Annotated in this window: 21 protein-coding genes, 1 tRNA gene and 1 other annotated feature; of the genes, 18 read left to right on the forward strand and 4 right to left on the reverse strand. The window is 43.7% G+C overall.

Features of this window, described 5'->3' with window-relative positions:
• Nucleotides 1-26 precede the first annotated feature (26 nt).
• The 4 genes from rph (at nucleotide 27) to NYE22_RS07240 (ending at nucleotide 2,100) form a co-directional block, all read left to right on the forward strand.
• Nucleotides 27-764: a ribonuclease PH gene (gene rph, locus NYE22_RS07225; protein ID WP_003246039.1), complete on the forward strand. Its 738-nt coding sequence runs from the start codon at nucleotides 27-29 to the stop codon at nucleotides 762-764.
• Nucleotides 765-776: 12 nt separating this feature from the next.
• Nucleotides 777-1,373, forward strand: coding sequence for an XTP/dITP diphosphatase (locus NYE22_RS07230; protein ID WP_015251523.1), 597 nt, complete (start codon nucleotides 777-779; stop codon nucleotides 1,371-1,373).
• A gap of 15 nt (nucleotides 1,374-1,388) precedes the next feature.
• Complete coding sequence (locus NYE22_RS07235; protein WP_041850188.1) at nucleotides 1,389-1,898, forward strand: metallophosphoesterase; 510 nt, start codon at nucleotides 1,389-1,391, stop codon at nucleotides 1,896-1,898.
• A gap of 128 nt (nucleotides 1,899-2,026) precedes the next feature.
• Nucleotides 2,027-2,100, forward strand: a tRNA-Arg gene (locus tag NYE22_RS07240).
• A gap of 63 nt (nucleotides 2,101-2,163) precedes the next feature.
• Here the strand turns inward: NYE22_RS07240 and NYE22_RS07245 are convergent.
• The 3 genes from NYE22_RS07245 to cotQ all read right to left on the reverse strand — a co-directional run bounded on the left by NYE22_RS07245 (nucleotide 2,164) and on the right by cotQ (nucleotide 4,124).
• Nucleotides 2,164-2,985: a YsnF/AvaK domain-containing protein gene (locus tag NYE22_RS07245; RefSeq protein ID WP_302896757.1), complete on the reverse strand. Its 822-nt coding sequence runs from the start codon at nucleotides 2,983-2,985 to the stop codon at nucleotides 2,164-2,166.
• A 183-nt stretch (nucleotides 2,986-3,168) separates the two neighbouring features.
• Complete coding sequence (locus tag NYE22_RS07250) at nucleotides 3,169-3,624, reverse strand: GNAT family N-acetyltransferase (protein WP_038827686.1); 456 nt, start codon at nucleotides 3,622-3,624, stop codon at nucleotides 3,169-3,171.
• 164 nt (nucleotides 3,625-3,788) lie between these two features.
• Complete coding sequence (cotQ, locus tag NYE22_RS07255) at nucleotides 3,789-4,124, reverse strand: inner spore coat protein CotQ (RefSeq protein WP_038827685.1); 336 nt, start codon at nucleotides 4,122-4,124, stop codon at nucleotides 3,789-3,791.
• A gap of 446 nt (nucleotides 4,125-4,570) precedes the next feature.
• Nucleotides 4,571-4,815, forward strand: a binding site (T-box leader).
• Nucleotides 4,816-4,936: 121 nt separating this feature from the next.
• On the opposite strand from cotQ, the gene ilvB reads away from it, so the two are divergent.
• From ilvB to yihA, 13 genes are all read left to right on the forward strand, one after another.
• Nucleotides 4,937-6,661 carry an acetolactate synthase large subunit gene (ilvB, locus tag NYE22_RS07260; protein WP_015251528.1) on the forward strand — a complete coding sequence of 575 codons (1,725 nt, stop codon included), beginning with the start codon at nucleotides 4,937-4,939 and terminating at the stop codon, nucleotides 6,659-6,661.
• Nucleotides 6,658-7,176: an acetolactate synthase small subunit gene (gene ilvN, locus NYE22_RS07265; protein WP_004399096.1), complete on the forward strand. Its 519-nt coding sequence runs from the start codon at nucleotides 6,658-6,660 to the stop codon at nucleotides 7,174-7,176. The genes ilvB and ilvN overlap by 4 nt, the downstream gene beginning before the upstream one ends.
• Nucleotides 7,177-7,199: 23 nt before the next feature.
• Nucleotides 7,200-8,228 carry a ketol-acid reductoisomerase gene (ilvC, locus tag NYE22_RS07270; RefSeq protein WP_021480255.1) on the forward strand — a complete coding sequence of 343 codons (1,029 nt, stop codon included), beginning with the start codon at nucleotides 7,200-7,202 and terminating at the stop codon, nucleotides 8,226-8,228.
• The gene (locus NYE22_RS07275; RefSeq protein WP_032726332.1) at nucleotides 8,215-9,771 is read left to right on the forward strand and encodes a 2-isopropylmalate synthase; all 1,557 of its coding nucleotides are present in this window, start codon (nucleotides 8,215-8,217) and stop codon (nucleotides 9,769-9,771) included. The genes ilvC and NYE22_RS07275 overlap by 14 nt, the downstream gene beginning before the upstream one ends.
• A gap of 20 nt (nucleotides 9,772-9,791) precedes the next feature.
• Complete coding sequence (gene leuB / locus NYE22_RS07280) at nucleotides 9,792-10,889, forward strand: 3-isopropylmalate dehydrogenase (protein WP_125121190.1); 1,098 nt, start codon at nucleotides 9,792-9,794, stop codon at nucleotides 10,887-10,889.
• A 49-nt stretch (nucleotides 10,890-10,938) separates the two neighbouring features.
• Nucleotides 10,939-12,357 (forward strand): 3-isopropylmalate dehydratase large subunit, encoded by a 1,419-nt coding sequence (leuC, locus tag NYE22_RS07285; protein WP_003229604.1) that lies wholly within the window; start codon nucleotides 10,939-10,941, stop codon nucleotides 12,355-12,357.
• A gap of 12 nt (nucleotides 12,358-12,369) precedes the next feature.
• Nucleotides 12,370-12,969, forward strand: coding sequence for a 3-isopropylmalate dehydratase small subunit (leuD, locus tag NYE22_RS07290; protein ID WP_041850185.1), 600 nt, complete (start codon nucleotides 12,370-12,372; stop codon nucleotides 12,967-12,969).
• 118 nt (nucleotides 12,970-13,087) lie between these two features.
• The gene (gene ddcA, locus NYE22_RS07295; protein ID WP_029726367.1) at nucleotides 13,088-14,092 is read left to right on the forward strand and encodes a DNA damage checkpoint antagonist DdcA; all 1,005 of its coding nucleotides are present in this window, start codon (nucleotides 13,088-13,090) and stop codon (nucleotides 14,090-14,092) included.
• A 227-nt stretch (nucleotides 14,093-14,319) separates the two neighbouring features.
• The gene (tig, locus tag NYE22_RS07300; protein ID WP_014480469.1) at nucleotides 14,320-15,594 is read left to right on the forward strand and encodes a trigger factor; all 1,275 of its coding nucleotides are present in this window, start codon (nucleotides 14,320-14,322) and stop codon (nucleotides 15,592-15,594) included.
• A 271-nt stretch (nucleotides 15,595-15,865) separates the two neighbouring features.
• Nucleotides 15,866-17,128: an ATP-dependent protease ATP-binding subunit ClpX gene (clpX, locus tag NYE22_RS07305; RefSeq protein WP_003229613.1), complete on the forward strand. Its 1,263-nt coding sequence runs from the start codon at nucleotides 15,866-15,868 to the stop codon at nucleotides 17,126-17,128.
• Nucleotides 17,129-17,281: 153 nt separating this feature from the next.
• On the forward strand, nucleotides 17,282-18,940 hold the full coding sequence (gene lonB, locus NYE22_RS07310; RefSeq protein ID WP_014477564.1) for an ATP-dependent protease LonB: 1,659 nt from the start codon (nucleotides 17,282-17,284) through the stop codon (nucleotides 18,938-18,940).
• 180 nt (nucleotides 18,941-19,120) lie between these two features.
• The gene (lon, locus tag NYE22_RS07315; RefSeq protein WP_003229618.1) at nucleotides 19,121-21,445 is read left to right on the forward strand and encodes an endopeptidase La; all 2,325 of its coding nucleotides are present in this window, start codon (nucleotides 19,121-19,123) and stop codon (nucleotides 21,443-21,445) included.
• Nucleotides 21,442-22,029, forward strand: coding sequence for a ribosome biogenesis GTP-binding protein YihA/YsxC (yihA, locus tag NYE22_RS07320; RefSeq protein ID WP_003229621.1), 588 nt, complete (start codon nucleotides 21,442-21,444; stop codon nucleotides 22,027-22,029). Before lon ends, yihA begins: the two co-directional genes overlap by 4 nt.
• Nucleotides 22,030-22,050: 21 nt before the next feature.
• Here yihA and NYE22_RS07325 read toward each other — a convergent pair whose 3' ends face one another.
• Entirely contained in the window at nucleotides 22,051-22,548 is a 498-nt protein-coding gene (locus tag NYE22_RS07325) for a hypothetical protein (protein WP_103803770.1), read from the reverse strand.
• Between the two features lie 229 nt (nucleotides 22,549-22,777).
• On the opposite strand from NYE22_RS07325, the gene hemA reads away from it, so the two are divergent.
• Nucleotides 22,778-24,145 (forward strand): glutamyl-tRNA reductase, encoded by a 1,368-nt coding sequence (gene hemA / locus NYE22_RS07330; protein ID WP_103803771.1) that lies wholly within the window; start codon nucleotides 22,778-22,780, stop codon nucleotides 24,143-24,145.

Consider the following 24,145-nt stretch of genomic DNA (forward strand, 5'->3'; position numbering starts at 1 on the left):
TATGTACATACAATCGGAGGTAAAACATGAGACATGACGGAAGACAACACGATGAGCTGCGTCCAATCACATTCGATTTGGATTTTATCAGCCATCCGGAAGGTTCTGTTCTAATAACAGCAGGGAATACAAAGGTAATCTGCAACGCGTCTGTTGAGGACCGCGTACCGCCGTTTTTGCGGGGCGGAGGGAAAGGCTGGATTACAGCAGAGTACAGCATGCTGCCGCGGGCAACAAACCAAAGAACAATCAGAGAATCTTCTAAGGGGAAAATTTCCGGCAGAACAATGGAGATCCAACGCCTGATCGGCCGCGCGCTTCGAGCTGTTGTAGATCTGGAAAAGCTCGGTGAACGGACGATTTGGATTGACTGTGATGTTATTCAAGCTGATGGAGGAACTAGAACAGCTTCCATTACAGGCGCATTTCTTGCTATGGCGATTGCGATTGGCAAGCTGATCAAAGCAGGAACAATCAAGACAAATCCGATCACTGATTTTCTTGCTGCAATCTCTGTTGGAATTGATAAGGAACAGGGAATTTTGTTAGATTTAAATTATGAAGAAGATTCCTCTGCTGAAGTTGACATGAATGTCATCATGACAGGCAGCGGCCGTTTTGTGGAACTGCAGGGAACCGGGGAAGAGGCAACTTTTTCTAGAGAGGATCTGAACGGTCTTCTGGGTCTTGCGGAAAAAGGAATTCAAGAGCTGATTGACAAGCAAAAAGAAGTGCTGGGTGATTCTCTGCCAGAACTGAAATAAAGACAGAAAGGCTTGATCATCATGAAAGAAGCAATTATTGCGACACATAATCCGGGAAAAGTGAAGGAATTCAAAGAAATTCTTGAGCCAAGAGGCTATGATGTCAAATCTTTAGCTGAAATTGGATTCACAGAAGAAATTGAAGAAACAGGCCATACATTTGAAGAAAATGCCATTCTGAAAGCGGAAGCTGTTGCCAAAGCAGTAAACAAAATGGTGATTGCGGACGACTCCGGTCTATCCATCGATAATCTTGGCGGCAGGCCCGGGGTTTATTCAGCCCGCTATGCAGGGGAACAGAAAGACGACCAGGCAAATATCGAAAAAGTGCTCAGCGAGCTGAAAGGTATCGAAAAAGAACAGCGCACCGCCCGTTTCCGCTGCGCACTGGCCGTGAGTATTCCCGGAGAGGAAACAAAAACAGTCGAAGGCCATGTTGAAGGGTATATTGCTGAAGAACCGAGAGGAGAATATGGCTTTGGCTATGACCCAATTTTTATCGTGAAAGATAAAGATAAGACAATGGCTGAACTGACAAGTGATGAAAAAAATAAAATCAGCCATAGGGCTGACGCGCTTAAAAAGCTGTCTAAGCTTTTGGAGGCATAAGGAGGAAGCTTGTACATGAACGTGCTGATTATCAGTGACAGCCATGGGCTTGAAGAAGAACTCCAAACCATTGCGAAACGGCATGAGGCAGAAGTTGATCTCATGATTCATTGCGGGGACTCTGAGCTTGAAACGAGGCATCCTGCATTGGAGCCTTATGCGGTTGTAAAAGGCAATTGCGATTTTGCCGGCGATTTTAAGGACGAGCTTCTACTGACTGCCGGTTCAAGAAAAATACTGGTCACACACGGCCACCTTCACGGTATAAAACAGACCTTGTTAAACGTATACTATCGTGCAGAGGAGCTCGGAGCGGATATTATCTGCTTCGGGCATTCGCACATCGCGGGAAGCGAAGTGCTGCGCGGAAAACTGATGATTAACCCAGGCAGCATCCGGCTTCCGAGGGTGCGCAGGACAGAAAGCTATGCTATACTGACATTAGAAAATGATGCTGCGACAGTCCGTTTTTACGACCAAGCAGGCAATGAAATTAAGGATCTGCAAAACCGAGTCACACTATGAAAATGTCATGAGGAAGAAAATTTTCTTCCTCATGAAAAAAATTCTAAAAAACCGTTGACTTATTGTTGCATCCCATATATAATAAATCTTGTCGCTGATAGTTAAAGCGAAAACAAAAAACAAAACGTGTCCCAGTAGCTCAGCTGGATAGAGCAACGGCCTTCTAAGCCGTCGGTCGGGAGTTCGAATCTCTCCTGGGACGTACCAAAAGAAAAACCTCAAATCCTAATTGGATTTGAGGTTTTTTGTTGTCGTGTTATGATTTTCATGTGTTATTTAACGGATCATCATCCAAGCCGTCAACTTTTCCTTCTTTATTCAGACGAGGTTCTTCTTTTTTCACAGTTTCAGAAATATGTTCATTTTCTTCAACAGTGCGTTTGCCGACAACCACTTCATCAGTGACAACCGGTTTTTTAGTCACTTCAAGCTTTTCCTCAACGATTGGAACTCTAATCTCTTCCGAATCGTTGACGGGAGCAGCGTCCGTTTTATTTTCATCCACTGGACGGCGTTCGACATAAATTTCATCATGTCTCACAGGAATGTCCATATCTCTTTTTTCTGTTTTCACTTCTTTTCCTATTTCTACTTCGCCGGTTTGAACGTCTTCCTTATCGACTTTCAGCTGTTCTTCCCGGAGCGGCATCGTTTTTTCTTCTTTCGTTGTATAATCCAATTCATTTGTGCTTGAAAAGCCGCCTGAAAGGGCATTGCCGTTATCAATAGGAGCAATTACATCTGCATCTGTATCGACGGCTACCAGAAGTTTTCCGTCATCCAAATCTTCTTGATACTTGTCTATTTCATCAGTTTTAATATCCAAGTCGGATAATGCTTTGCTGTGTGTAGCAGTATCATCCATTGTGAAATAATCTTTCAGTTTATCGAAAAAAGATTCAGATTCGCCCTGATGTGCATCGATGGCTTGATTGACTTCTGTTCCTGTACGTGACTCCAAATAATCTGTATCTCGCCGGCTTGTCACAACAGAAATGTCATCAGAATCATAGCCTTTTGTGAGTAAGCCTTCAATCGCTGCGATGGTTTCCTGCGGAGTTTCGTATACACCAACTATGCTTTTCATATCAATCTCCTCCTTTATGAATTTGCATGATATCGTTCATGTCGTTTGTAATTCCCGCTGTTCTTTGAATTAAACAAAATTGAAAACATTGGCGTGTATCATAAAGGTGAAAAATGTGTGAAAATAAAAAAAGATAGATAAGACAGACCTTCCCCTGCACTTATCTATCCTTATAAAATCGTCTCACAATTCCTTCGTCATAAACACACTGTTTGGATCTTCATCGTAGTCTGCAAACGGTTCACAATACTGGAAACCGAAGCTTTCATACAATTTTCTTGCCGGCTCAAATGAAGCCATTGAACCCGTTTCTAAGCTAAGTCGCTCATAGCCTCGCTTCTCGGCTTCTTCAATGATATGCTGGAGAACTTGTTTGGCAACGCCTTTTCTTAAATGTGATGCAGATGTTCGCATTGATTTGACTTCTCCGTGCCAGCTGTCCAGTTCTTTTAGCGCTCCGCAACCGGCTAGTTCATCACCCTCCCATGCACTCCAAAATGTTATTCCAGGGCCTCTTAGTTTCTCTAAACCTAAGGCATGGATGCTTTCCGGCGGGGACATAAGCGTCATGCTATGTAAATGCTCATTCACCAGTGAAACCACCTGATGTCCAGTTAAATCATCTAGTTTTATATACATTTTATTCCTCCTCAAACATTCATCTTAATCATATTCGATCCTGTTTCCAACTATAAAGACAGATAATCTGACAGTATTGAAGCCTTTTTGGAATGTATGAGCTTCAAAAGATGCTTGAAAGCAACAAAGAGGCCGAAAACGTTGTTCGGCCCTTGCAGTTTTCTTTAATATCTAAAGCCTCCATGCACACCGGCTGTTCCGCTAAAACCGCCGACATGTGTTGCCGGAATACTGAACCCGCCGCTATGGCCGCTGAAGCCAGTGCCTGAAAATTGCTGCCCGAAAAAATCTGAAGTGTATGGATAAGAGGAGTACATAGCAGAGGGAGTGGTTAACGGGCTATATGCCTGGCTGAACGGCTGTCCGTATCCGTAGCCTCCAAATGGCTGATGGCTTTGCTGGTAAAAGGGAGGGACAGCAGGATAATACTGCTGCGGAAAGCTCGGGAAGCTTGGAAAGCCTGCAGGGAATCCTTGCATGTCTGCTAATGATTTATTCATCGTATCACCTTTTCTTTGCAAGATACCATTAATGTATGCCGGGGAATAATAGGGGTGCCTATCCGAACTTGAAATGGATTGCAAGATGATCTGTCAGACTCAATCCATATACGAACCATAGCGTGTTATAAAATCTTACATGTTTATATAAAATTAAATAATTCTGGTGTATTCTTGATAGATTAATAAAAAAATTATAAAAACTTTTAACATTTGCAATTCCTTTTGTACCAATAATGAAAGCGTATACAATATAGATTGATTAATCAAAATTGTCTAATAATTTTAAAAAATGCTGTTGACACTGCGTCCAAAGCGGCGTAATATGAGTTCAACAAAAGATAAACGCAAGCTTCACAAGCGAAAATCATCGCAGTATGATTCTAAAAAAATGAAAAACAAACGACCTTCTTGAACAGCTGGAAAGCCGTTCCGAAGGCTGAATATGAAAAGCGCAGATGAGGATAAGTAGCCTTGAAAAAGCTTTCCACAGAGAACCGGGTTAGCTGAGAACCGGCGAAGCTTTACAAGGTGAACTCGCCTCAGAGTGCCAGTCTGAAATGACAGTAGGACTTGGCCGGGTGAACTTGATTCACTCGTTACTAAAGCGGATAGAAATATCCATGAGACGGCCGACTAAGGCCGTAAACAAGGGTGGTACCGCGGAAAGAAAAGCCTTTTCGCCCCTTTTAGCTATCGCAGTTACTGCGCGGCTGATTGTGGGCGGAAGGGCTTTTTTTATTGAATAATCAGCTGTCTAGCTAATGAAAAGATGATCTTTAAAGGATGAAAATCCAAAAGGAGGAACTAAAATGGGGACTAATGTACAGGTGGATTCAGCATCTGCCAAATGTACACAGACGATGAGCGGAGCATTAATGCTGATTGAATCATTAAAAAAAGAGAAAGTAGAAATGATCTTCGGTTATCCGGGTGGGGCTGTGCTTCCGATTTACGATAAGCTATACAATTCAGGGTTGGTACATATCCTTCCCCGTCACGAACAAGGAGCAATTCATGCAGCGGAGGGATACGCAAGGGTCTCCGGAAAACCGGGTGTCGTCATTGCCACGTCAGGGCCGGGAGCGACAAACCTTGTTACAGGCCTTGCTGATGCCATGATTGATTCATTGCCGTTAGTTGTCTTTACAGGGCAGGTAGCAACCTCTGTAATCGGGAGCGATGCATTTCAGGAAGCAGACATTTTAGGGATTACGATGCCAGTAACAAAACACAGCTACCAGGTTCGCCAGCCGGAAGATCTGCCGCGCATCATTAAAGAAGCGTTCCATATTGCAACAACTGGAAGACCCGGACCTGTATTGATTGATATTCCGAAAGATGTAGCAACAATTGAAGGAGAATTCAGCTACGATCATGAGATGAATCTCCCGGGATACCAGCCGACAACAGAGCCGAATTATTTGCAGATCCGCAAGCTTGTGGAAGCCGTGAGCAGTGCGAAAAAACCGGTGATCCTGGCGGGTGCGGGCGTACTGCACGGAAAAGCGTCAGAAGAATTAAAAAATTATGCTGAACAGCAGCAAATCCCTGTGGCACACACCCTTTTGGGGCTCGGAGGCTTCCCGGCTGACCATCCGCTTTTCCTAGGGATGGCGGGAATGCACGGTACTTATACAGCCAATATGGCTCTTCATGAATGTGATCTATTAATCAGTATCGGCGCCCGTTTTGATGACCGTGTCACAGGAAACCTGAAACACTTTGCCAGAAACGCAAAGATAGCCCACATCGATATTGATCCAGCTGAAATCGGAAAAATCATGAAAACACAGATTCCTGTAGTCGGAGACAGCAAAATTGTCCTGCAGGAGCTGATCAAACAAGACGGCAAACAAAGCGATTCAAGCGAATGGAAAAAACAGCTCGCAGAATGGAAAGAAGAGTATCCGCTCTGGTATGTAGATAATGAAGAAGAAGGTTTTAAACCTCAGAAATTGATTGAATATATTCATCAATTTACAAAAGGAGAGGCCATTGTCGCAACAGATGTAGGCCAGCATCAAATGTGGTCAGCGCAATTTTATCCGTTCCAAAAAGCAGATAAATGGGTCACGTCAGGCGGACTTGGAACGATGGGATTCGGTCTTCCGGCGGCGATCGGCGCACAGCTGGCCGAAAAAGATGCTACTGTTGTCGCGGTTGTCGGAGACGGCGGATTCCAAATGACGCTTCAAGAACTCGATGTTATTCGCGAATTAAATCTTCCGGTCAAGGTAGTGATTTTAAATAACGCTTGTCTCGGAATGGTCAGACAGTGGCAGGAAATTTTCTATGAAGAACGTTATTCAGAATCTAAATTCGCTTCTCAGCCTGACTTCGTCAAATTGTCCGAAGCATACGGCATTAAAGGCATCAGAATTTCATCAGAAGCGGAAGCGAAGGAAAAGCTGGAAGAGGCATTAACATCAAGAGAACCTGTTGTCATTGACGTGCGGGTTGCCAGCGAAGAAAAAGTATTCCCGATGGTGGCTCCGGGGAAAGGGCTGCATGAAATGGTGGGGGTGAAACCTTGAAAAGAATTATCACATTGACTGTGGTGAACCGCTCCGGGGTGCTAAACCGGATCACCGGTCTATTCACAAAAAGACATTACAACATTGAAAGCATTACAGTTGGACACACAGAAACAGCCGGCGTTTCCAGAATCACCTTCGTCGTTCATGTTGAAGGAGAAAATGATGTTGAACAGTTAACGAAACAGCTCAACAAACAGATTGATGTGCTGAAAGTCACAGACATCACAAATCAATCGATTGTCCAGAGGGAGCTGGCTTTAATCAAGGTTGTCTCCGCACCTTCAACGAGAACAGAGATTAATGGAATCATAGAACCGTTTAGAGCCTCTGTCGTTGATGTCAGCAGAGACAGCATCGTTGTTCAGGTGACGGGTGAATCTAACAAAATTGAAGCGCTTATTGAGTTATTAAAACCTTATGGCATTAAAGAAATCGCGAGAACAGGTACAACGGCTTTTGCGAGGGGAACCCAGCAAAAGGCGTCATCCAATAAAACAATATCTATTGTATAAAACATAACAAGGGAGAGATTGAAATGGTAAAAGTATATTATAACGGTGATATCAAAGAGAACGTATTGGCTGGAAAAACAGTAGCGGTTATCGGGTACGGTTCGCAAGGCCACGCACATGCCCTGAACCTTAAAGAAAGCGGAGTAGACGTGATCGTCGGTGTTAGACCAGGAAAATCTTTCACTCAAGCCCAAGAAGACGGACATAAAGTATTTTCAGTAAAAGAAGCGGCAGCCCAAGCCGAAATCATCATGGTTCTGCTTCCGGATGAGCAGCAGCAAAAAGTCTACGAAGCTGAAATCAAAGATGAATTGACAGCAGGAAAATCATTAGTATTCGCTCATGGATTTAACGTGCATTTCCATCAAATTGTTCCTCCGGCGGATGTAGATGTATTCTTAGTGGCCCCTAAAGGCCCGGGACACTTGGTAAGAAGAACATATGAGCAAGGAGCTGGCGTACCTGCATTGTTCGCAATCTATCAAGATGTGACTGGAGAAGCAAGGGACAAAGCCCTCGCTTATGCTAAAGGAATCGGCGGCGCAAGAGCTGGCGTATTAGAAACGACATTTAAAGAAGAAACAGAAACAGATTTGTTCGGTGAGCAAGCAGTTCTTTGCGGCGGATTAAGTGCGCTTGTCAAAGCCGGATTTGAAACATTAACTGAAGCAGGTTATCAGCCAGAACTTGCATACTTCGAGTGTCTTCATGAGCTGAAATTAATCGTAGACCTTATGTACGAAGAAGGACTTGCAGGAATGAGATATTCAATCTCTGACACAGCACAGTGGGGAGATTTCGTATCAGGTCCTCGCGTTGTGGACGCTAAAGTAAAAGAATCTATGAAAGAAGTATTAAAAGATATCCAAAACGGTACATTCGCAAAAGAGTGGATCGTCGAAAACCAAGTAAACCGTCCTCGTTTCAACGCTATCAATGCAAGCGAGAACGAACATCAAATCGAAGTAGTGGGAAGAAAGCTTCGTGAAATGATGCCGTTTGTGAAACAAGGCAAGAAGAAGGAAGCGGTGGTCTCCGTTGCGCAAAATTAATTTTTTCGATACGACGCTTCGTGATGGTGAACAGTCCCCTGGAGTGAACTTGAATACACAGGAGAAACTTGCCATAGCTAAGCAGCTCGAAAGACTCGGGGCAGATATCATTGAAGCGGGATTTCCCGCTTCGTCCCGAGGTGACTTTTTAGCTGTTCAGGAAATCGCAAGAACCATTAAAAATTGTTCAGTAACTGGTCTGGCCCGTTGTGTAAAAGGTGATATTGATGCTGCTTGGGAAGCGTTAAAAGAAGGTTCTCACCCGAGAATTCATGTTTTTATCGCCACATCGGACATTCATTTGAAGCACAAGCTGAAAATGACACGTGAGCAAGTCATTGAAAGAGCGGTTGAAATGGTGAAATACGCAAAAGAACGTTTTCCGATTGTGCAATGGTCAGCTGAAGATGCCTGCCGCACTGAACTGCCGTTTCTAGCAGAAATCGTCGAAAAAGTGATTGACGCAGGCGCCAGTGTTATCAATCTTCCGGACACTGTCGGCTACCTGGCTCCGGCGGAATACGGAAATATCTTTAGATATATGAAGGAAAACGTTCCGAACATTCACAAAGCAAAGCTTTCAGCCCACTGTCATGATGATTTAGGAATGGCAGTCGCAAACTCTCTAGCTGCGATTGAAAATGGCGCTGATCAAATCGAATGCGCTGTGAACGGAATCGGTGAAAGAGCCGGAAACGCGGCATTAGAGGAAATTGCCGTAGCCCTCCATACCAGAAAAGATTTCTACCAAGTCGAAACAGGCATTACACTGAACGAGATTAAGAGAACAAGTGATTTAGTAAGCAAACTGACAGGCATGGCTGTCCCGCGCAACAAAGCGGTTGTTGGAGATAATGCATTTGCTCATGAATCAGGCATCCATCAGGACGGCTTTTTAAAGGAAAAATCGACTTATGAAATTATTTCACCGGAGCTTGTCGGTGTAACCGCAGATGCGCTTGTTCTAGGTAAACATTCCGGACGCCACGCATTTAAAGACCGGCTGACTGCTTTAGGATTCCAATTTGACAGTGAAGAGATTAATAAATTCTTTACGATGTTCAAAGAGTTGACTGAGAAGAAAAAAGAAATCACTGATGAGGATCTTGTTTCTCTTATTTTAGAAGAAAAAGTAACAGATCGCAAGATTGGGTATGAATTTCTTTCTCTGCAAGTACATTACGGAACAAGTCAGGTCCCTACGGCTACTCTTTCGTTGAAAAATCAAGAAAACGCAGAGCTTATTCAGGAAGCTGCAACTGGAGCTGGAAGTGTGGAAGCAATCTACAATACGCTTGAGCGCTGCATCGATAAGGACGTGGAGCTCTTAGACTACCGCATTCAGTCTAACAGAAAAGGCGAAGATGCATTTGCCCAGGTGTATGTAAGAGTTTTGGTGAACGGAAAAGAATCAGCAGGTCGGGGCATAGCGCAAGACGTATTAGAAGCATCAGCGAAAGCCTATTTGAACGCAGTCAACCGTCAATTGGTTTTCCAGTCGAATATGAGCGGATTGAAAAACCACACAGCTGTCGGATCATAAAAGAAAGGAGAACGGTTAACTTGAAGAAACGTATTGCTCTATTGCCCGGAGACGGGATCGGCCCTGAAGTATTAGAATCAGCGACAGACGTACTGAAAAGTGTTGCCGAACGCTTTAACCATGAATTTGAATTTGAATATGGCCTGATTGGAGGGGCGGCTATTGATGAACATCATAACCCCCTCCCGGAGGAAACCGTTGCTGCTTGTAAAAATGCAGACGCGATATTGCTTGGCGCTGTCGGCGGACCGAAATGGGATCAAAATCCTTCGGAACTGAGACCGGAAAAAGGGCTGCTCAGCATCAGAAAACAGCTTGATTTGTTTGCGAATTTACGGCCTGTGAAGGTATTTGAAAGCCTTTCTGACGCTTCGCCTTTGAAAAAAGAATATATAGATAATGTTGATTTCGTTATCGTTCGTGAACTCACAGGCGGCTTGTATTTCGGCCAGCCGAGCAAACGCTATGTAAACACTGAAGGTGAGCAGGAAGCAGTAGATACACTGTTTTATAAGCGAACGGAAATTGAACGAGTGATCAGAGAGGGCTTCAAAATGGCGGCAGCCAGAAAAGGCAAAGTGACCTCTGTAGATAAAGCGAATGTTCTTGAATCAAGCCGGCTGTGGCGTGAAGTGGCTGAGGACGTTGCGAAAGAATTTCCTGATGTGAAGCTTGAGCACATGCTTGTGGATAACGCGGCCATGCAGCTAATCTATGCACCGAATCAATTTGATGTCGTTGTGACTGAAAATATGTTCGGTGATATTTTAAGCGATGAAGCGTCCATGCTTACAGGCTCGCTCGGAATGCTCCCGTCAGCCAGCCTATCAAGCTCTGGTCTTCATCTGTTTGAACCTGTTCATGGCTCCGCGCCTGATATTGCTGGTAAAGGGATGGCAAATCCGTTCGCAGCCATATTGTCAGCGGCAATGCTTTTGAGGACATCTTTCGGGCTTGAAGAGGAAGCGAAAGCTGTAGAAGATGCGGTAAACAAAGTCTTGGCTTCTGGGAAAAGAACAAAAGATTTGGCACGGGGTGAAGAGTTCTGCAGCACTCAGGCCATTACAGAGGAAGTTAAGGCAGCAATCATGAGTGAAAATACAATTTCTAATGTGTGACAGCTTACGTTAAGCGGTCTTAGCTCTAGGTAGAGGGAGGAAATAAAAGATGATGCCTCGAACAATCATCGAAAAGATTTGGGATCAGCATATTGTAAAACATGGTGAGGGAAAGCCGGATCTTCTCTATATTGATTTGCACCTCATTCATGAGGTGACGTCTCCTCAGGCATTTGAAGGCTTGAGACAAAAGGGAAGAAAGGTCAGAAGACCCCAAAATACATTTGCGACAATGGACCACAACATCCCGACTGTCAATCGTTTTGAGATAAAGGATGAAGTTGCGAAACGCCAGGTAACGGCGCTTGAAAGAAACTGTGAGGAATTTGGCGTGCGCCTTGCCGATCTTCACAGTGTGGATCAAGGGATTGTCCATGTCGTCGGCCCTGAACTGGGCTTAACGCTCCCAGGGAAAACGATTGTGTGCGGTGACAGTCATACATCAACACATGGCGCTTTCGGCGCTCTTGCATTTGGAATCGGGACGAGTGAGGTTGAACATGTCCTTTCCACACAGACACTTTGGCAGCAGCGTCCAAAAACACTTGAAGTGCGCGTAGATGGAACGCTTCAAAAAGGGGTAACGGCAAAGGATGTCATTCTTGCTGTCATCGGCAAATACGGTGTGAAATTCGGCACAGGCTACGTCATTGAATACACTGGGGAAGTATTCAGAAATATGACGATGGATGAACGAATGACTGTTTGTAACATGTCAATTGAAGCAGGAGCAAGAGCAGGTTTGATTGCACCTGACGAGGTGACGTTTGAATATTGCAAAAATCGCAAGTACACGCCAAAAGGCGAAGAATTTGACAAGGCCGTAGAGGAATGGAAGGCGCTGCGCACAGACCCGGGCGCTGTTTATGATAAATCTATCGTCCTTGACGGCAACAAAATTTCCCCTATGGTGACATGGGGCATTAACCCGGGAATGGTTCTTCCTGTCGATTCTGAAGTTCCTGCGCCGGAAAGCTTTTCTGCAGAAGACGATAAAAAAGAAGCGATTCGTGCTTATGAATATATGGGATTGACTCCTCACCAAAAAATTGAAGACATTAAAGTGGAGCACGTATTTATCGGTTCCTGCACAAATTCCCGCATGACTGACCTTCGACAGGCTGCTGACATGATCAAAGGGAAGAAGGTAGCTGACAGCGTAAGGGCCATCGTGGTGCCCGGATCCCAAAGCGTGAAGCTTCAGGCTGAAAAAGAAGGGCTTGACCAGATTTTCTTGGAAGCTGGATTTGAATGGAGAGAGTCAGGCTGCAGCATGTGTTTGAGTATGAATAATGATGTTGTTCCTGAGGGAGAGCGCTGTGCATCAACCTCTAACCGCAACTTCGAGGGCAGACAAGGAAAAGGTGCAAGAACACATCTCGTCAGCCCGGCAATGGCTGCGATGGCTGCCATTCACGGACACTTCGTTGATGTCAGAAAGTTTTATCAGGAAAAAACAGTTGTGTAAGGAGTGCGCGAGATGGAACCTTTGAAATCACATACGGGGAAAGCGGCCGTATTAAATCGGATCAATGTGGATACAGACCAGATTATTCCTAAGCAATTTTTGAAGAGGATTGAAAGAACAGGCTACGGGCGTTTTGCATTCTTTGACTGGAGATATGATGCGAATGGTGAACCGAACCCTGAATTTGAATTAAACCAGCCTGTTTATCAAGGAGCTTCCATTTTAATAGCAGGAGAAAACTTCGGCTGCGGGTCATCGCGTGAACACGCTCCGTGGGCACTTGATGATTATGGGTTTAAAATTATCATTGCGCCGTCATTTGCTGATATTTTTCATCAGAACTGCTTTAAAAACGGCATGCTTCCGATCCGCATGCCATATGACAATTGGAAACAGCTTGTCGGCCAGTATGAAAACAAGTCATTGCAAATGACTGTTGACCTTGAAAATCAGCTGATTCATGACAGTGAAGGCAATCAAATTTCATTTGAAGTTGACTCGCATTGGAAAGAGATGCTGATCAACGGATATGATGAAATTTCATTAACGCTGCTGCTGGAAGATGAAATCAAGCAATTTGAATCACAAAGAAGCTCTTGGCTTCAAGACTGAAAAAGCGGCCGGTATTTGTCCGGCGGCTTTTTTTGCCTGGTGAAACCTTTCATTTCTTGTTTTTGTTCACAGGTGTTGATACACTTGAACAAAATAAATGCCTGAAAGGAATATAGGTATGACGCATGACAAGAAGAACGCAAAAATTATTCCTTTTCCTCATCTGAAAGACCGCCTTGTGGAAAAAGGGATGTCATCACTAAAGGAAAAAAAGTATCAAGAAGCGCTCGAACTGTTTTCAGAAGCGATGAAATATGATGATACTGAAGCCGATCTTCACTTAGGGATGGCCATCTGCTTTTTAGAGCTGGGCGAGTTGGAAGAGGCAAAAAGCGTGTGCGAGAAGATGCTCAAAGAAGGTTATGGCCATTATTTTACGGTTTTGCAGGTGTACATGACCATCTTAATTCAGCTCAAAAAATACGAGGAAGTCAAAAGCACCATTGAAGCCGTTTTGGAAGAAAATCAGCTGCCGGCAGAAAGCGCCGAGCAATTTTATAAGCTGCTGGATTTCAGCCGGAAAATGACCGATCCGGATCGTGAGGACGAGGCTTGGGCCGAAGAATATGAGGATACAATTGACACCGAGAAAGTGCTGGCAAGCCCTGAGGAGCAAATGAATCTCATTCATTCCTTAAAAGACCGTAACGTAGCAAAGTATACAGGATTGCTCAAAACAATCCTCCAAGACCCCTCAGCCCATCCGATTATCAAAACGATGATTGTCATGCTGTTGGCTGAGCATGAGTACAGTAAGCCTGTACACATTAGTAAATTTGGCGAGTCGTTGACAATTGAACCGTCTGAGATTGTTCCGCCTGATGCCGCGCCGATTCTGCACCGTGTTCTCAGGGTGCTGGATGAGACACTTGGAAATGAAAATCCAACCTTATATGCAGCAGTAGAGGAATTGTGGAGAAGACATTTGTACGTTTTATATCCGTTCCAGCCGAAATTGCTGTCGGCTGACCTTTGGGCGGCTGCCCTTCATAAAGTCGGTTACGAGATGCACGGGATTGAAATTGAAAGCGAAGAACTTCATATGATGTATGAATTTACCGACAGAGAACTCGATGAAGCTTGCACAATGTTAAAAGATATTGAAGAAATTTCTTATTTGTAAATCGCGCCATATAGTTGAAAGCGCTATGTGTTATGTTATAATATAGTGGTTGTATTTGTGTATAACGGGTTATAAGAAATACGGTTGGACAGGCTTTGCAGTTCATTATTAATATCTATACATAATGATTCTGATCTTTGGCAGCTTTGTTTTTGTTGGACGAAGCCGTATGATTGCTTTAGAATGGAAGACCGAGACAACCTGAATAGATTTTTGGAGGGAAACACATGTCTGTAAAATGGGAAAAACAAGAAGGCAACGAAGGCGTTTTAACGGTTGAAGTTGATGCTGAAACGTTTAAAACAGCACTTGATGATGCATTTAAAAAAGTAGTAAAACAAGTTTCAATTCCTGGATTCCGTAAAGGTAAAATTCCTCGCGGATTATTCGAACAGCGCTTTGGCGTAGAAGCTCTTTACCAAGATGCTTTGGATATTCTTCTTCCTGTAGAATACCCTAAAGCGGTTGAAGAAGCTGGAATCGAGCCTGTAGACCGTCCTGAAATCGATGTTGAAAAAATCGAAAAAGGCGAAAGCTTAATCTTCACTGCGAAAGTAACAGTAAAACCTGAAGTGAAGCTTGGCGACTACAAAGGCTTAGGCATTGAAAAAGACGACACAACTGTAACTGACGAAGATGTTCAAAACGAACTAAAAGCGCTTCAAGAGCGTCAAGCTGAGCTTGTTGTAAAAGAAGAAGGCGCTGTTGAAGAAGGAAACACAGTTGTTCTTGATTTCGAAGGATTCGTTGACGGCGAAGCATTCGAAGGCGGAAAAGCTGAAAACTACTCTCTAGAAGTAGGTTCTGGTTCATTCATCCCTGGCTTCGAAGATCAATTAGTTGGCCTTGAAGCAGGTGCTGAGAAGGATGTTGAAGTGACATTCCCTGAGGAGTACCACGCTGAAGATCTTGCAGGCAAACCAGCTGTGTTCAAAGTGAAAATTCACGAAATCAAAGCGAAAGAGCTTCCTGAGCTTGACGATGAATTCGCAAAAGATATCGATGAAGAAGTGGAAACACTCGCTGAATTAACTGAAAAAACTAAGAAACGTTTAGAAGAAGCAAAAGAAAACGAAGCTGACGCTAAATTGCGTGAAGAGCTTGTTCTGAAAGCTTCTGAAAATGCTGAAATCGATGTTCCGCAAGCAATGGTCGACACTGAGCTTGACCGCATGCTGAAAGAATTCGAACAGCGTCTGCAAATGCAAGGCATGAACCTTGAGCTTTACACTCAATTCTCAGGTCAAGATGAAGCTGCGCTTAAAGAGCAAATGAAAGAAGATGCTGAAAAACGCGTAAAATCTAACCTGACTCTTGAGGCGATTGCGAAAGCGGAAAACCTTGAAGTATCAGATGAGGAAGTTGATGCTGAGCTTACTAAAATGGCTGAAGCATACAACATGCCTGTTGAAAATATTAAACAAGCCATCGGTTCTACTGACGCGATGAAAGAAGATTTAAAAGTTCGCAAAGCAATTGATTTTCTTGTAGAAAACCGTTAATATGGTGCATAATAATAGTACTAATAAAACAGGGCGCGAATCATTCGTGCCTTGTTTTGTACAATTATGAGTTATCTCTTTTTCTTGGGGCAATATAGTTAATGCAGGGCTGTTTTTTGTCATACATATAGAATGTGCAAGTCAGAAACACATTGTTACCGTCTTTTTGGAAAGTATGGTAAAATGCAATACATACTCGTTCGTTTCAAGAATCATTTTCTTTTGCTCTGCCGGTAAAAGAAAAAGTGAGACAAGATTAAGGGGTGAAAGAATGTTTAAATTTAACGAGGAAAAAGGACAATTAAAATGCTCGTTCTGTGGAAAAACACAAGATCAGGTTCGTAAGCTTGTAGCTGGACCTGGTGTATATATATGTGACGAATGTATCGAACTCTGCACTGAAATTGTAGAGGAAGAACTCGGAACAGAAGAAGAAGTAGAATTTAAAGACGTACCAAAGCCTCAGGAAATTCGCGAAATTTTGAATGAATATGTCATCGGCCAAGATCAAGCGAAGAAATCACTTGCTGTTGCTGTGTATAACCACTATAAGCGCATTAACTCTAACAGCAAAGTTGATGATGTTGAGCTTTCAAAAAGTAATATTTCATTAATCGGCCCTACGGGAAGCGGTAAAACCCTTCTGGCGCAAACATTGGCTCGCATTTTAAATGTGCCGTTTGCGATTGCAGACGCTACATCTTTGACTGAAGCTGGATACGTGGGTGAAGATGTAGAGAATATTCTCTTGAAGCTCATCCAAGCTGCTGATTATGATGTGGAAAAAGCCGAAAAAGGCATTATCTATATTGATGAAATCGATAAAGTGGCTAGAAAATCTGAAAACCCGTCTATCACACGTGATGTGTCAGGTGAGGGTGTACAGCAGGCATTGCTTAAAATTCTTGAGGGTACAGTGGCAAGCGTGCCGCCTCAAGGTGGACGTAAGCATCCTCATCAAGAATTCATTCAAATTGACACAACAAATATTTTGTTCATTTGCGGCGGAGCTTTCGATGGTATCGAACAAATCATCAAACGCCGTTTAGGCCAAAAAGTGATTGGATTCGGTGCCGACAATAAAGCTGCTGATCTTGAGAAAGAAGATCTTCTTTCAAAAGTGCTTCCTGAAGATTTGCTCCGTTTCGGGTTAATTCCTGAATTTATCGGACGTCTTCCGGTTATTGCAAGCCTTGAAAAGCTTGACGAAGAAGCATTGGTTGCGATCTTAACAAAACCGAAAAACGCTCTTGTTAAGCAATTCAAGAAAATGCTTGAGCTTGACAACGTTGAGCTTGAGTTTGAAGAAGAAGCGCTTTCTGAAATTGCTAAAAAAGCAATTGAACGCAAGACTGGAGCACGCGGACTCCGTTCTATCATTGAAGGCATCATGCTTGATGTTATGTTTGAGCTGCCTTCTCGTGATGACATTGAAAAATGTGTAATTACCGGGGCAACTGTGACACACGGAGAGCCTCCTCGCCTCTTATTAAAAGACGGCACTGAGGTAAGCCAAGATAAAACATCTGCATAAAGATAAGCACAAACCTCCTGAGTGGTAACACTCAGGAGGTTTTTTTTGCATGCAAACTCTTCCGGAAAAACGTTTATTCCCGCCTCCTATGGGAGATACTAGCAATCAGAGGAATGAATTGGATACATAAATTGTTTTTCAGGAGGGACCACCATGAGTTGGACAGGGATCGCGTTATTTATTCAGCTGTTTTTTGGGATCATCATTGGTTTGTATTTTTGGAATTTGCTTAAAAATCAAAGGACACAAAAGGTCACGATAGATAAAGAATCAAAGAAGGAAATGGAGCAGCTTCGGAAAATGCGCGCTATCAGCTTGTCCGAGCCATTATCTGAGAAGGTCCGCCCCAAAAGCTTTCAAGATATCGTCGGACAGGAAGACGGCATAAAAGCATTAAAGGCGGCTTTATGCGGGCCAAATCCTCAGCATGTGATTGTCTATGGGCCACCGGGAGTTGGGAAAACGGCTGCTGCGCGGCTTGTGTTGGAAGAAGCAAAAAAACATAAACAATCACCGTTTAAAGAGCAGGCTGTTTTTGTGGAACTCGATGCGACAACAGCCCGTTTTGATGAAAGAGGAATTGCCGATCCGCTCATCGGCTCTGTCCATGACCCGATATACCAAGGGGCCGGAGCGATGGGACAGGCTGGGATTCCGCAGCCGAAGCAGGGGGCTGTCACCCATGCCCATGGCGGTGTGCTGTTTATTGATGAAATAGGGGAGCTGCATCCTATTCAAATGAATAAAATGCTGAAGGTGCTTGAGGACAGAAAAGTCTTTTTAGACAGTGCGTATTACAGTGAGGAAAATACACAAATTCCGAATCATATTCATGATATTTTTCAAAATGGGCTGCCGGCTGATTTTCGCTTGATTGGCGCGACCACGAGAATGCCAAACGAGATTCCGCCAGCTATCAGGTCCCGCTGTTTGGAGGTTTTTTTCCGCGAGCTTGAAAAGGACGAACTGAAAACGGTTGCTAAAACAGCAGCGGATAAAATTGAAAAAAATATCTCCGAAGAAGGCCTAGATCTTTTGACCAGCTACACGAGGAACGGGCGGGAAGCCGTCAATATGATTCAAATCGCAGCGGGGATGGCTGTAACGGAGAATCGGAAGGACATTACGATTGAGGATATCGAATGGGTCATTCACTCCAGTCAGCTTACTCCAAAGCACGAGCAAAAAATCGGTGTTGAACCACAGGTTGGCATTGTAAATGGGCTTGCAGTCTATGGGCCTAACAGCGGATCGCTTCTGGAAATCGAAGTGAGTGTAACCGCGGCTCAAGATAAAGGATCAATTAACATCACAGGAATAGCTGAAGAAGAAAGCATCGGCAGCCAATCAAAATCAATCAGACGAAAAAGCATGGCGAAGGGTTCGGTTGAAAATGTATTAACCGTGCTCCGGACAATGGGAATGAAGCCTTCTGATTATGATATTCACATCAATTTCCCAGGAGGGATTCCGATTGATGGGCCGTCAGCAGGCATTGCGATGGCGGCGGGGATTTTCTCGGCGATACACAAAATTCCTATTGACAATACCGTTGCGATGACGGGCGAAATCAGCCTGAACGGTCTTGTGAAACCCATTGGAGGCGTCATTCCGAAAATAAAAGCGGCCAAGCAGTCCGGTGCGAAAAAGGTGATTATCCCATATGAAAATCAGCAGGCCATCTTAAAGCAGATTGACGGGATCGAGATTATTGCAGTGAAGACGTTCCAAGAAGTGCTTGATGAAATTTTAGTGAATCCGCCAACGGAACAAAAACCGTTTCATATTGAAATCAATAAAGAATCTGTTTAAACCCTATTTTGATAATAGGGTTTTTTTCATGAAGGACATCTTTTCCTTTTTCATATCAGAAAGAAAGGGTATACTACGAGGAGACTGTTTTATAGAAAATGGAACCATGCCGTTTATTGTACAAGGATGAAAAAGTTGTATTATAATGGTTCATACTAAAGTCACGGAGGTGTCAGTCACATGGCAGAAGAATTAAAACGCAGCATCCCGCTCCTCCCTTTAAGAGGTTTATTAGTGTACCCGACGATGGTTTTGCATTTAGATGTAGGACGTGACAAGTCGGTTCAAGCTCTTGAACAGGCAATGATGCATGATCATATGATATTTTTAGCCACTCAGCAGGATATTTCGATAGACGAACCTGGTGAAGACGAGATTTTCACTGTCGGCACCTATACAAAAATTAAGCAAATGCTGAAGCTTCCGAACGGTACGATTCGTGTGTTGGTGGAGGGCCTCAAGCGCGCCCATATCGTCAAATACAATGAACACGAGGATTACACGTCGGTCGACATTCAACTTATTCATGAAGATGATTCAAAAGATACAGAAGACGAAGCATTGATGCGGACTTTGCTAGACCACTTTGATCAGTACATAAAAATTTCTAAAAAAATCTCGGCCGAAACGTACGCCGCGGTTACTGATATCGAAGAGCCGGGCAGAATGGCAGACATCGTTGCTTCTCATCTGCCCCTTAAACTAAAGGATAAGCAGGATATTTTAGAAACGGCTGATGTCAAAGACAGGCTGAACAAGGTCATTGATTTTATTAATAATGAAAAAGAAGTGCTGGAGATTGAGAAAAAAATCGGCCAGCGCGTCAAACGTTCGATGGAGCGTACGCAGAAGGAATACTACTTGCGAGAACAAATGAAGGCGATTCAAAAAGAGCTTGGCGATAAAGAAGGCAAAACTGGCGAAGTTCAGACGCTGACGGAAAAAATCGAAGAAGCAGGCATGCCTGATCATGTGAAGGAAACAGCGCTTAAAGAATTGAACAGATATGAAAAAATTCCGTCAAGTTCTGCGGAAAGCTCTGTGATCCGCAACTATATCGACTGGCTGGTTGCTCTTCCGTGGACGGATGAAACAGATGATAAGCTTGATTTGAAAGAAGCAGGACGTCTCTTGGACGAAGAGCACCACGGGCTTGAAAAAGTAAAAGAACGTATTTTAGAATATTTGGCTGTCCAGAAGCTGACCAAATCCCTGAAAGGCCCGATTCTCTGTTTGGCAGGACCTCCAGGTGTCGGAAAAACGTCTTTAGCCAAATCAATTGCAAAAAGCTTGGGACGCAAATTCGTCAGAATCTCACTCGGAGGAGTTCGGGACGAATCAGAGATACGCGGACACAGACGGACCTATGTCGGAGCAATGCCTGGACGGATTATTCAAGGGATGAAAAAAGCGGGCAAGCTGAATCCGGTCTTCTTATTAGACGAAATTGACAAAATGTCATCTGATTTTAGAGGAGACCCATCATCCGCTATGCTTGAAGTGCTTGATCCAGAGCAAAACAGCAGCTTCAGTGATCACTATATTGAAGAAACCTTTGATTTATCCAAAGTGCTGTTTATCGCAACGGCGAACAATTTGGCCACAATTCCGGGTCCGCTCAGAGACAGAATGGAAATTATTAATATCGCAGGCTACACAGAAATAGAAAAACTTGAAATCGTAAAGGATCACTTGCTTCCAAAGCAAATCAAAGAACACGGGCTGAAGAAAAGCAACCTGCAGCTGCGTGATCAGGCGATTCTTGATATTATCCGCTACTATACGAGAGAAGCTGGTGTGAGAAGCCTTGAACGCCAGCTTGCCGCGATTTGCCGTAAAGCTGCAAAAGCCATTGTTGCTGAAGAGCGAAAACGGATTACGGTTACTGAGAAGAACCTTCAAGACTTTATCGGAAAACGTATTTTCAGATATGGACAAGCTGAAACAGAGGATCAGGTTGGTGTAGTGACAGGGCTTGCTTATACAACCGTTGGCGGAGATACGCTGTCGATTGAAGTATCGCTTTCTCCGGGGAAAGGGAAATTAATCCTGACAGGAAAGCTCGGAGATGTTATGAGAGAGTCTGCTCAGGCTGCATTCAGCTATGTGCGATCCAAAACAGAAGAACTTGGCATTGAACCTGACTTTCATGAGAAGTATGATATTCATATACATGTACCAGAGGGTGCGGTGCCAAAAGATGGTCCGTCAGCCGGTATTACGATGGCAACAGCGCTTGTTTCTGCTTTAACGGGACGGGCGGTTTCGCGTGAAGTCGGCATGACTGGGGAAATCACGCTTCGCGGGCGCGTGCTGCCGATCGGCGGCTTAAAGGAAAAAGCGCTTGGCGCACATAGAGCGGGATTAACGACCATTATTGCGCCTAAAGATAATGAAAAAGATATAGAGGATATTCCGGAAAGCGTCAGGGAGGGGCTGACATTTATATTGGCGTCCCACTTAGACGAGGTTTTGGAACATGCCTTAGTAGGAGAGAAGAAATGAAAGTCACAAAGTCAGAAATCGTGATCAGTGCAGTAAAACCGGAACAGTACCCTGAAGGGGGGCTTCCGGAAATCGCATTGGCCGGAAGATCGAACGTAGGAAAATCGTCTTTTATCAATTCATTAATCAATCGCAAAAATCTTGCGAGAACGTCATCAAAGCCGGGAAAAACACAAACACTTAATTTCTACATTATCAATGATGAGCTGCATTTTGTGGATGTGCCGGGCTACGGTTTTGCCAAAGTGTCAAAGTCTGAGCGTGAAGCATGGGGCAGAATGATTGAAACCTATATCACGACACGCGAGGAATTAAAAGCTGTGGTGCAGATCGTTGATTTGCGGCATGCGCCATCTAATGATGATGTACAGATGTATGAATTTTTAAAGTATTACGGCATTCCTGTTATTGTTATCGCTACAAAGGCGGATAAGATCCCGAAAGGCAAATGGGACAAACACGCGAAGGTTGTCCGACAAACATTAAATATTGATCCGGAAGACGAGCTGATTCTCTTTTCCTCAGAAACGAAAAAGGGAAAAGACGAAGCTTGGGGAGCGATCAAAAAAATGATAAACCGGTAGAGGATCCTCTACCGGTTTTATTTATCGTATAGATTTTTTTCGTTTTATCAATAATAACAATAAACTGATTCCAATAAAGACAAACGGCCAATACTCCTTCAGAAGCGCTGTTGGAATATGCGCAGACTCAAGCCATGCCATAATTTGTTTGAAAAAGTACAAAAACAGGGAAAAACAAATCATCGACACAGCTTCATATACATATTCTTTTTTTTGAACGGCTGAAACGAGAAGTGAGAAGCCGATCATAAAGAGGAGCATTTCAAAATCATCCGGCCACCATACCCATTTCGGCTTGGCAAAAAAGTGTAAACCGATTCCGAAGAGAAGCAAACCAATAAAAAAATGGGGTGTAACGGCTTCTTTTTTTCCTTGATATACAAAGGCTGCGCCTAACAAAATGAGGAGAACAGGCCATTGATCCTGCCCTGAAAACAGTTCGGCTTGGCCGCTTTCTAGCCATGCATATACAGAAGCGGCAAGCAGCAGACAAGGGAATAAAATTGATTTTTGTTTCATGCATATCACCTTCTTGTTTTTTAGAGCTGATGTGTAGTAAATTTCTGCTGTTTTTGGTATTGTCAATAGGAATGCTTCTTTTCCCTGAAGCTTTTTCTAATATAGCATAAGAATTTTAAAATCTGTTCACATTTTGTGAAAGAAACTATGTTATAATTATTATAAATAATGAGTTCTATGTTAGAATGATTATAAATTAAGATTGGGTGTTGGGGGTGTAATTAGAGCGATGCATATACTTGTTGTGGGAGTAGATTATAAATCCGCCCCTATTGAGATACGTGAAAAAGTAAGTTTTCAGCCGAATGAGCTGGCAGAAGCAATGGTGCAGCTGAAAGAAGAGAAAAGCATTCTTGAAAACATCATTGTCTCAACCTGCAACCGCACTGAAATTTATGCGGTAGTCGATCAGCTCCATACCGGCCGTTATTATATAAAAAAGTTTTTAGCTGATTGGTTTCAATTAAGCAAAGAAGAGCTGTCACCGTTCTTAACGTTTTATGAGAGCGATGCCGCTGTTGAGCATTTATTCCGTGTAGCCTGCGGACTTGACTCTATGGTGATTGGCGAAACGCAGATTCTCGGACAGGTACGCGACAGCTTTAAAACAGCTCAGCAAGAAAAAACGATCGGGACTATTTTTAATGAGCTGTTTAAGCAGGCGGTTACAGTGGGCAAACGAACTCACGCCGAAACAGACATTGGCTCAAATGCGGTGTCAGTAAGCTATGCTGCAGTTGAACTTGCTAAAAAAATCTTCGGAAATCTTTCAAGCAAGCACATATTGATTCTCGGTGCGGGAAAAATGGGCGAGCTTGCTGCGGAAAACCTGCACGGACAGGGAATCAGCAAGGTCACTGTCATTAACCGAACATACTTGAAAGCGAAGGAGCTTGCAAACCGTTTCTCAGGTGAAGCGAGAAGCTTGAATCAGCTTGAAAGCGCGCTTGCGGAGGCTGATATTTTAATCAGTTCAACCGGTGCAAGTGAATTTGTCGTGTCCAAAGAGATGATGGAAAACGCGAATAAGCTTCGCAAGGGACGCCCGCTGTTTATGGTCGACATTGCCGTGCCTAGAGATCTTGATCCGGCGCTGAATGATCTTGAAGGTGTTTTTCTTTATGATATCGACGATCTGGAAGGCATTGTAGAAGCGAACATGAAAGAGCGGAGAGAAACAGCTGAAAAAGTTGAACTGTTAATTGAAGAAACCATTGTGGAATTTAAACAATGGATGAATACACTTGGTGTTGTGCCGGTTATTTCTGCATTGCGCGAAAAGGCGCTTGCCATCCAGTCAGAAACGATGGACAGCATTGAGCGTAAGCTGCCTCACTTAAGCACAAGAGAGAAAAAACTGTTGAACAAACACACCAAAAGTATTATTAACCAAATGCTTCGTGATCCGATTTTAAAGGTGAAAGAGCTTGCTGCAGATGCTGATTCTGAAGAAAAGCTTGCGTTGTTTATGCAGATTTTTGATATTGAAGAAGCTGCGGGCCGTCAAATGATGAAAACCGTTGAAAGCAGCCAGAAGGTCCACTCTTTTAAGAAGGCTGAATCAAAAGCGGGCTTTAGCCCACTTGTAAGTGAGTGA

This window comes from Bacillus sp. FSL K6-1560, assembly GCF_038592935.1.
GTDB lineage: Bacteria > Bacillota > Bacilli > Bacillales > Bacillaceae > Bacillus > Bacillus subtilis.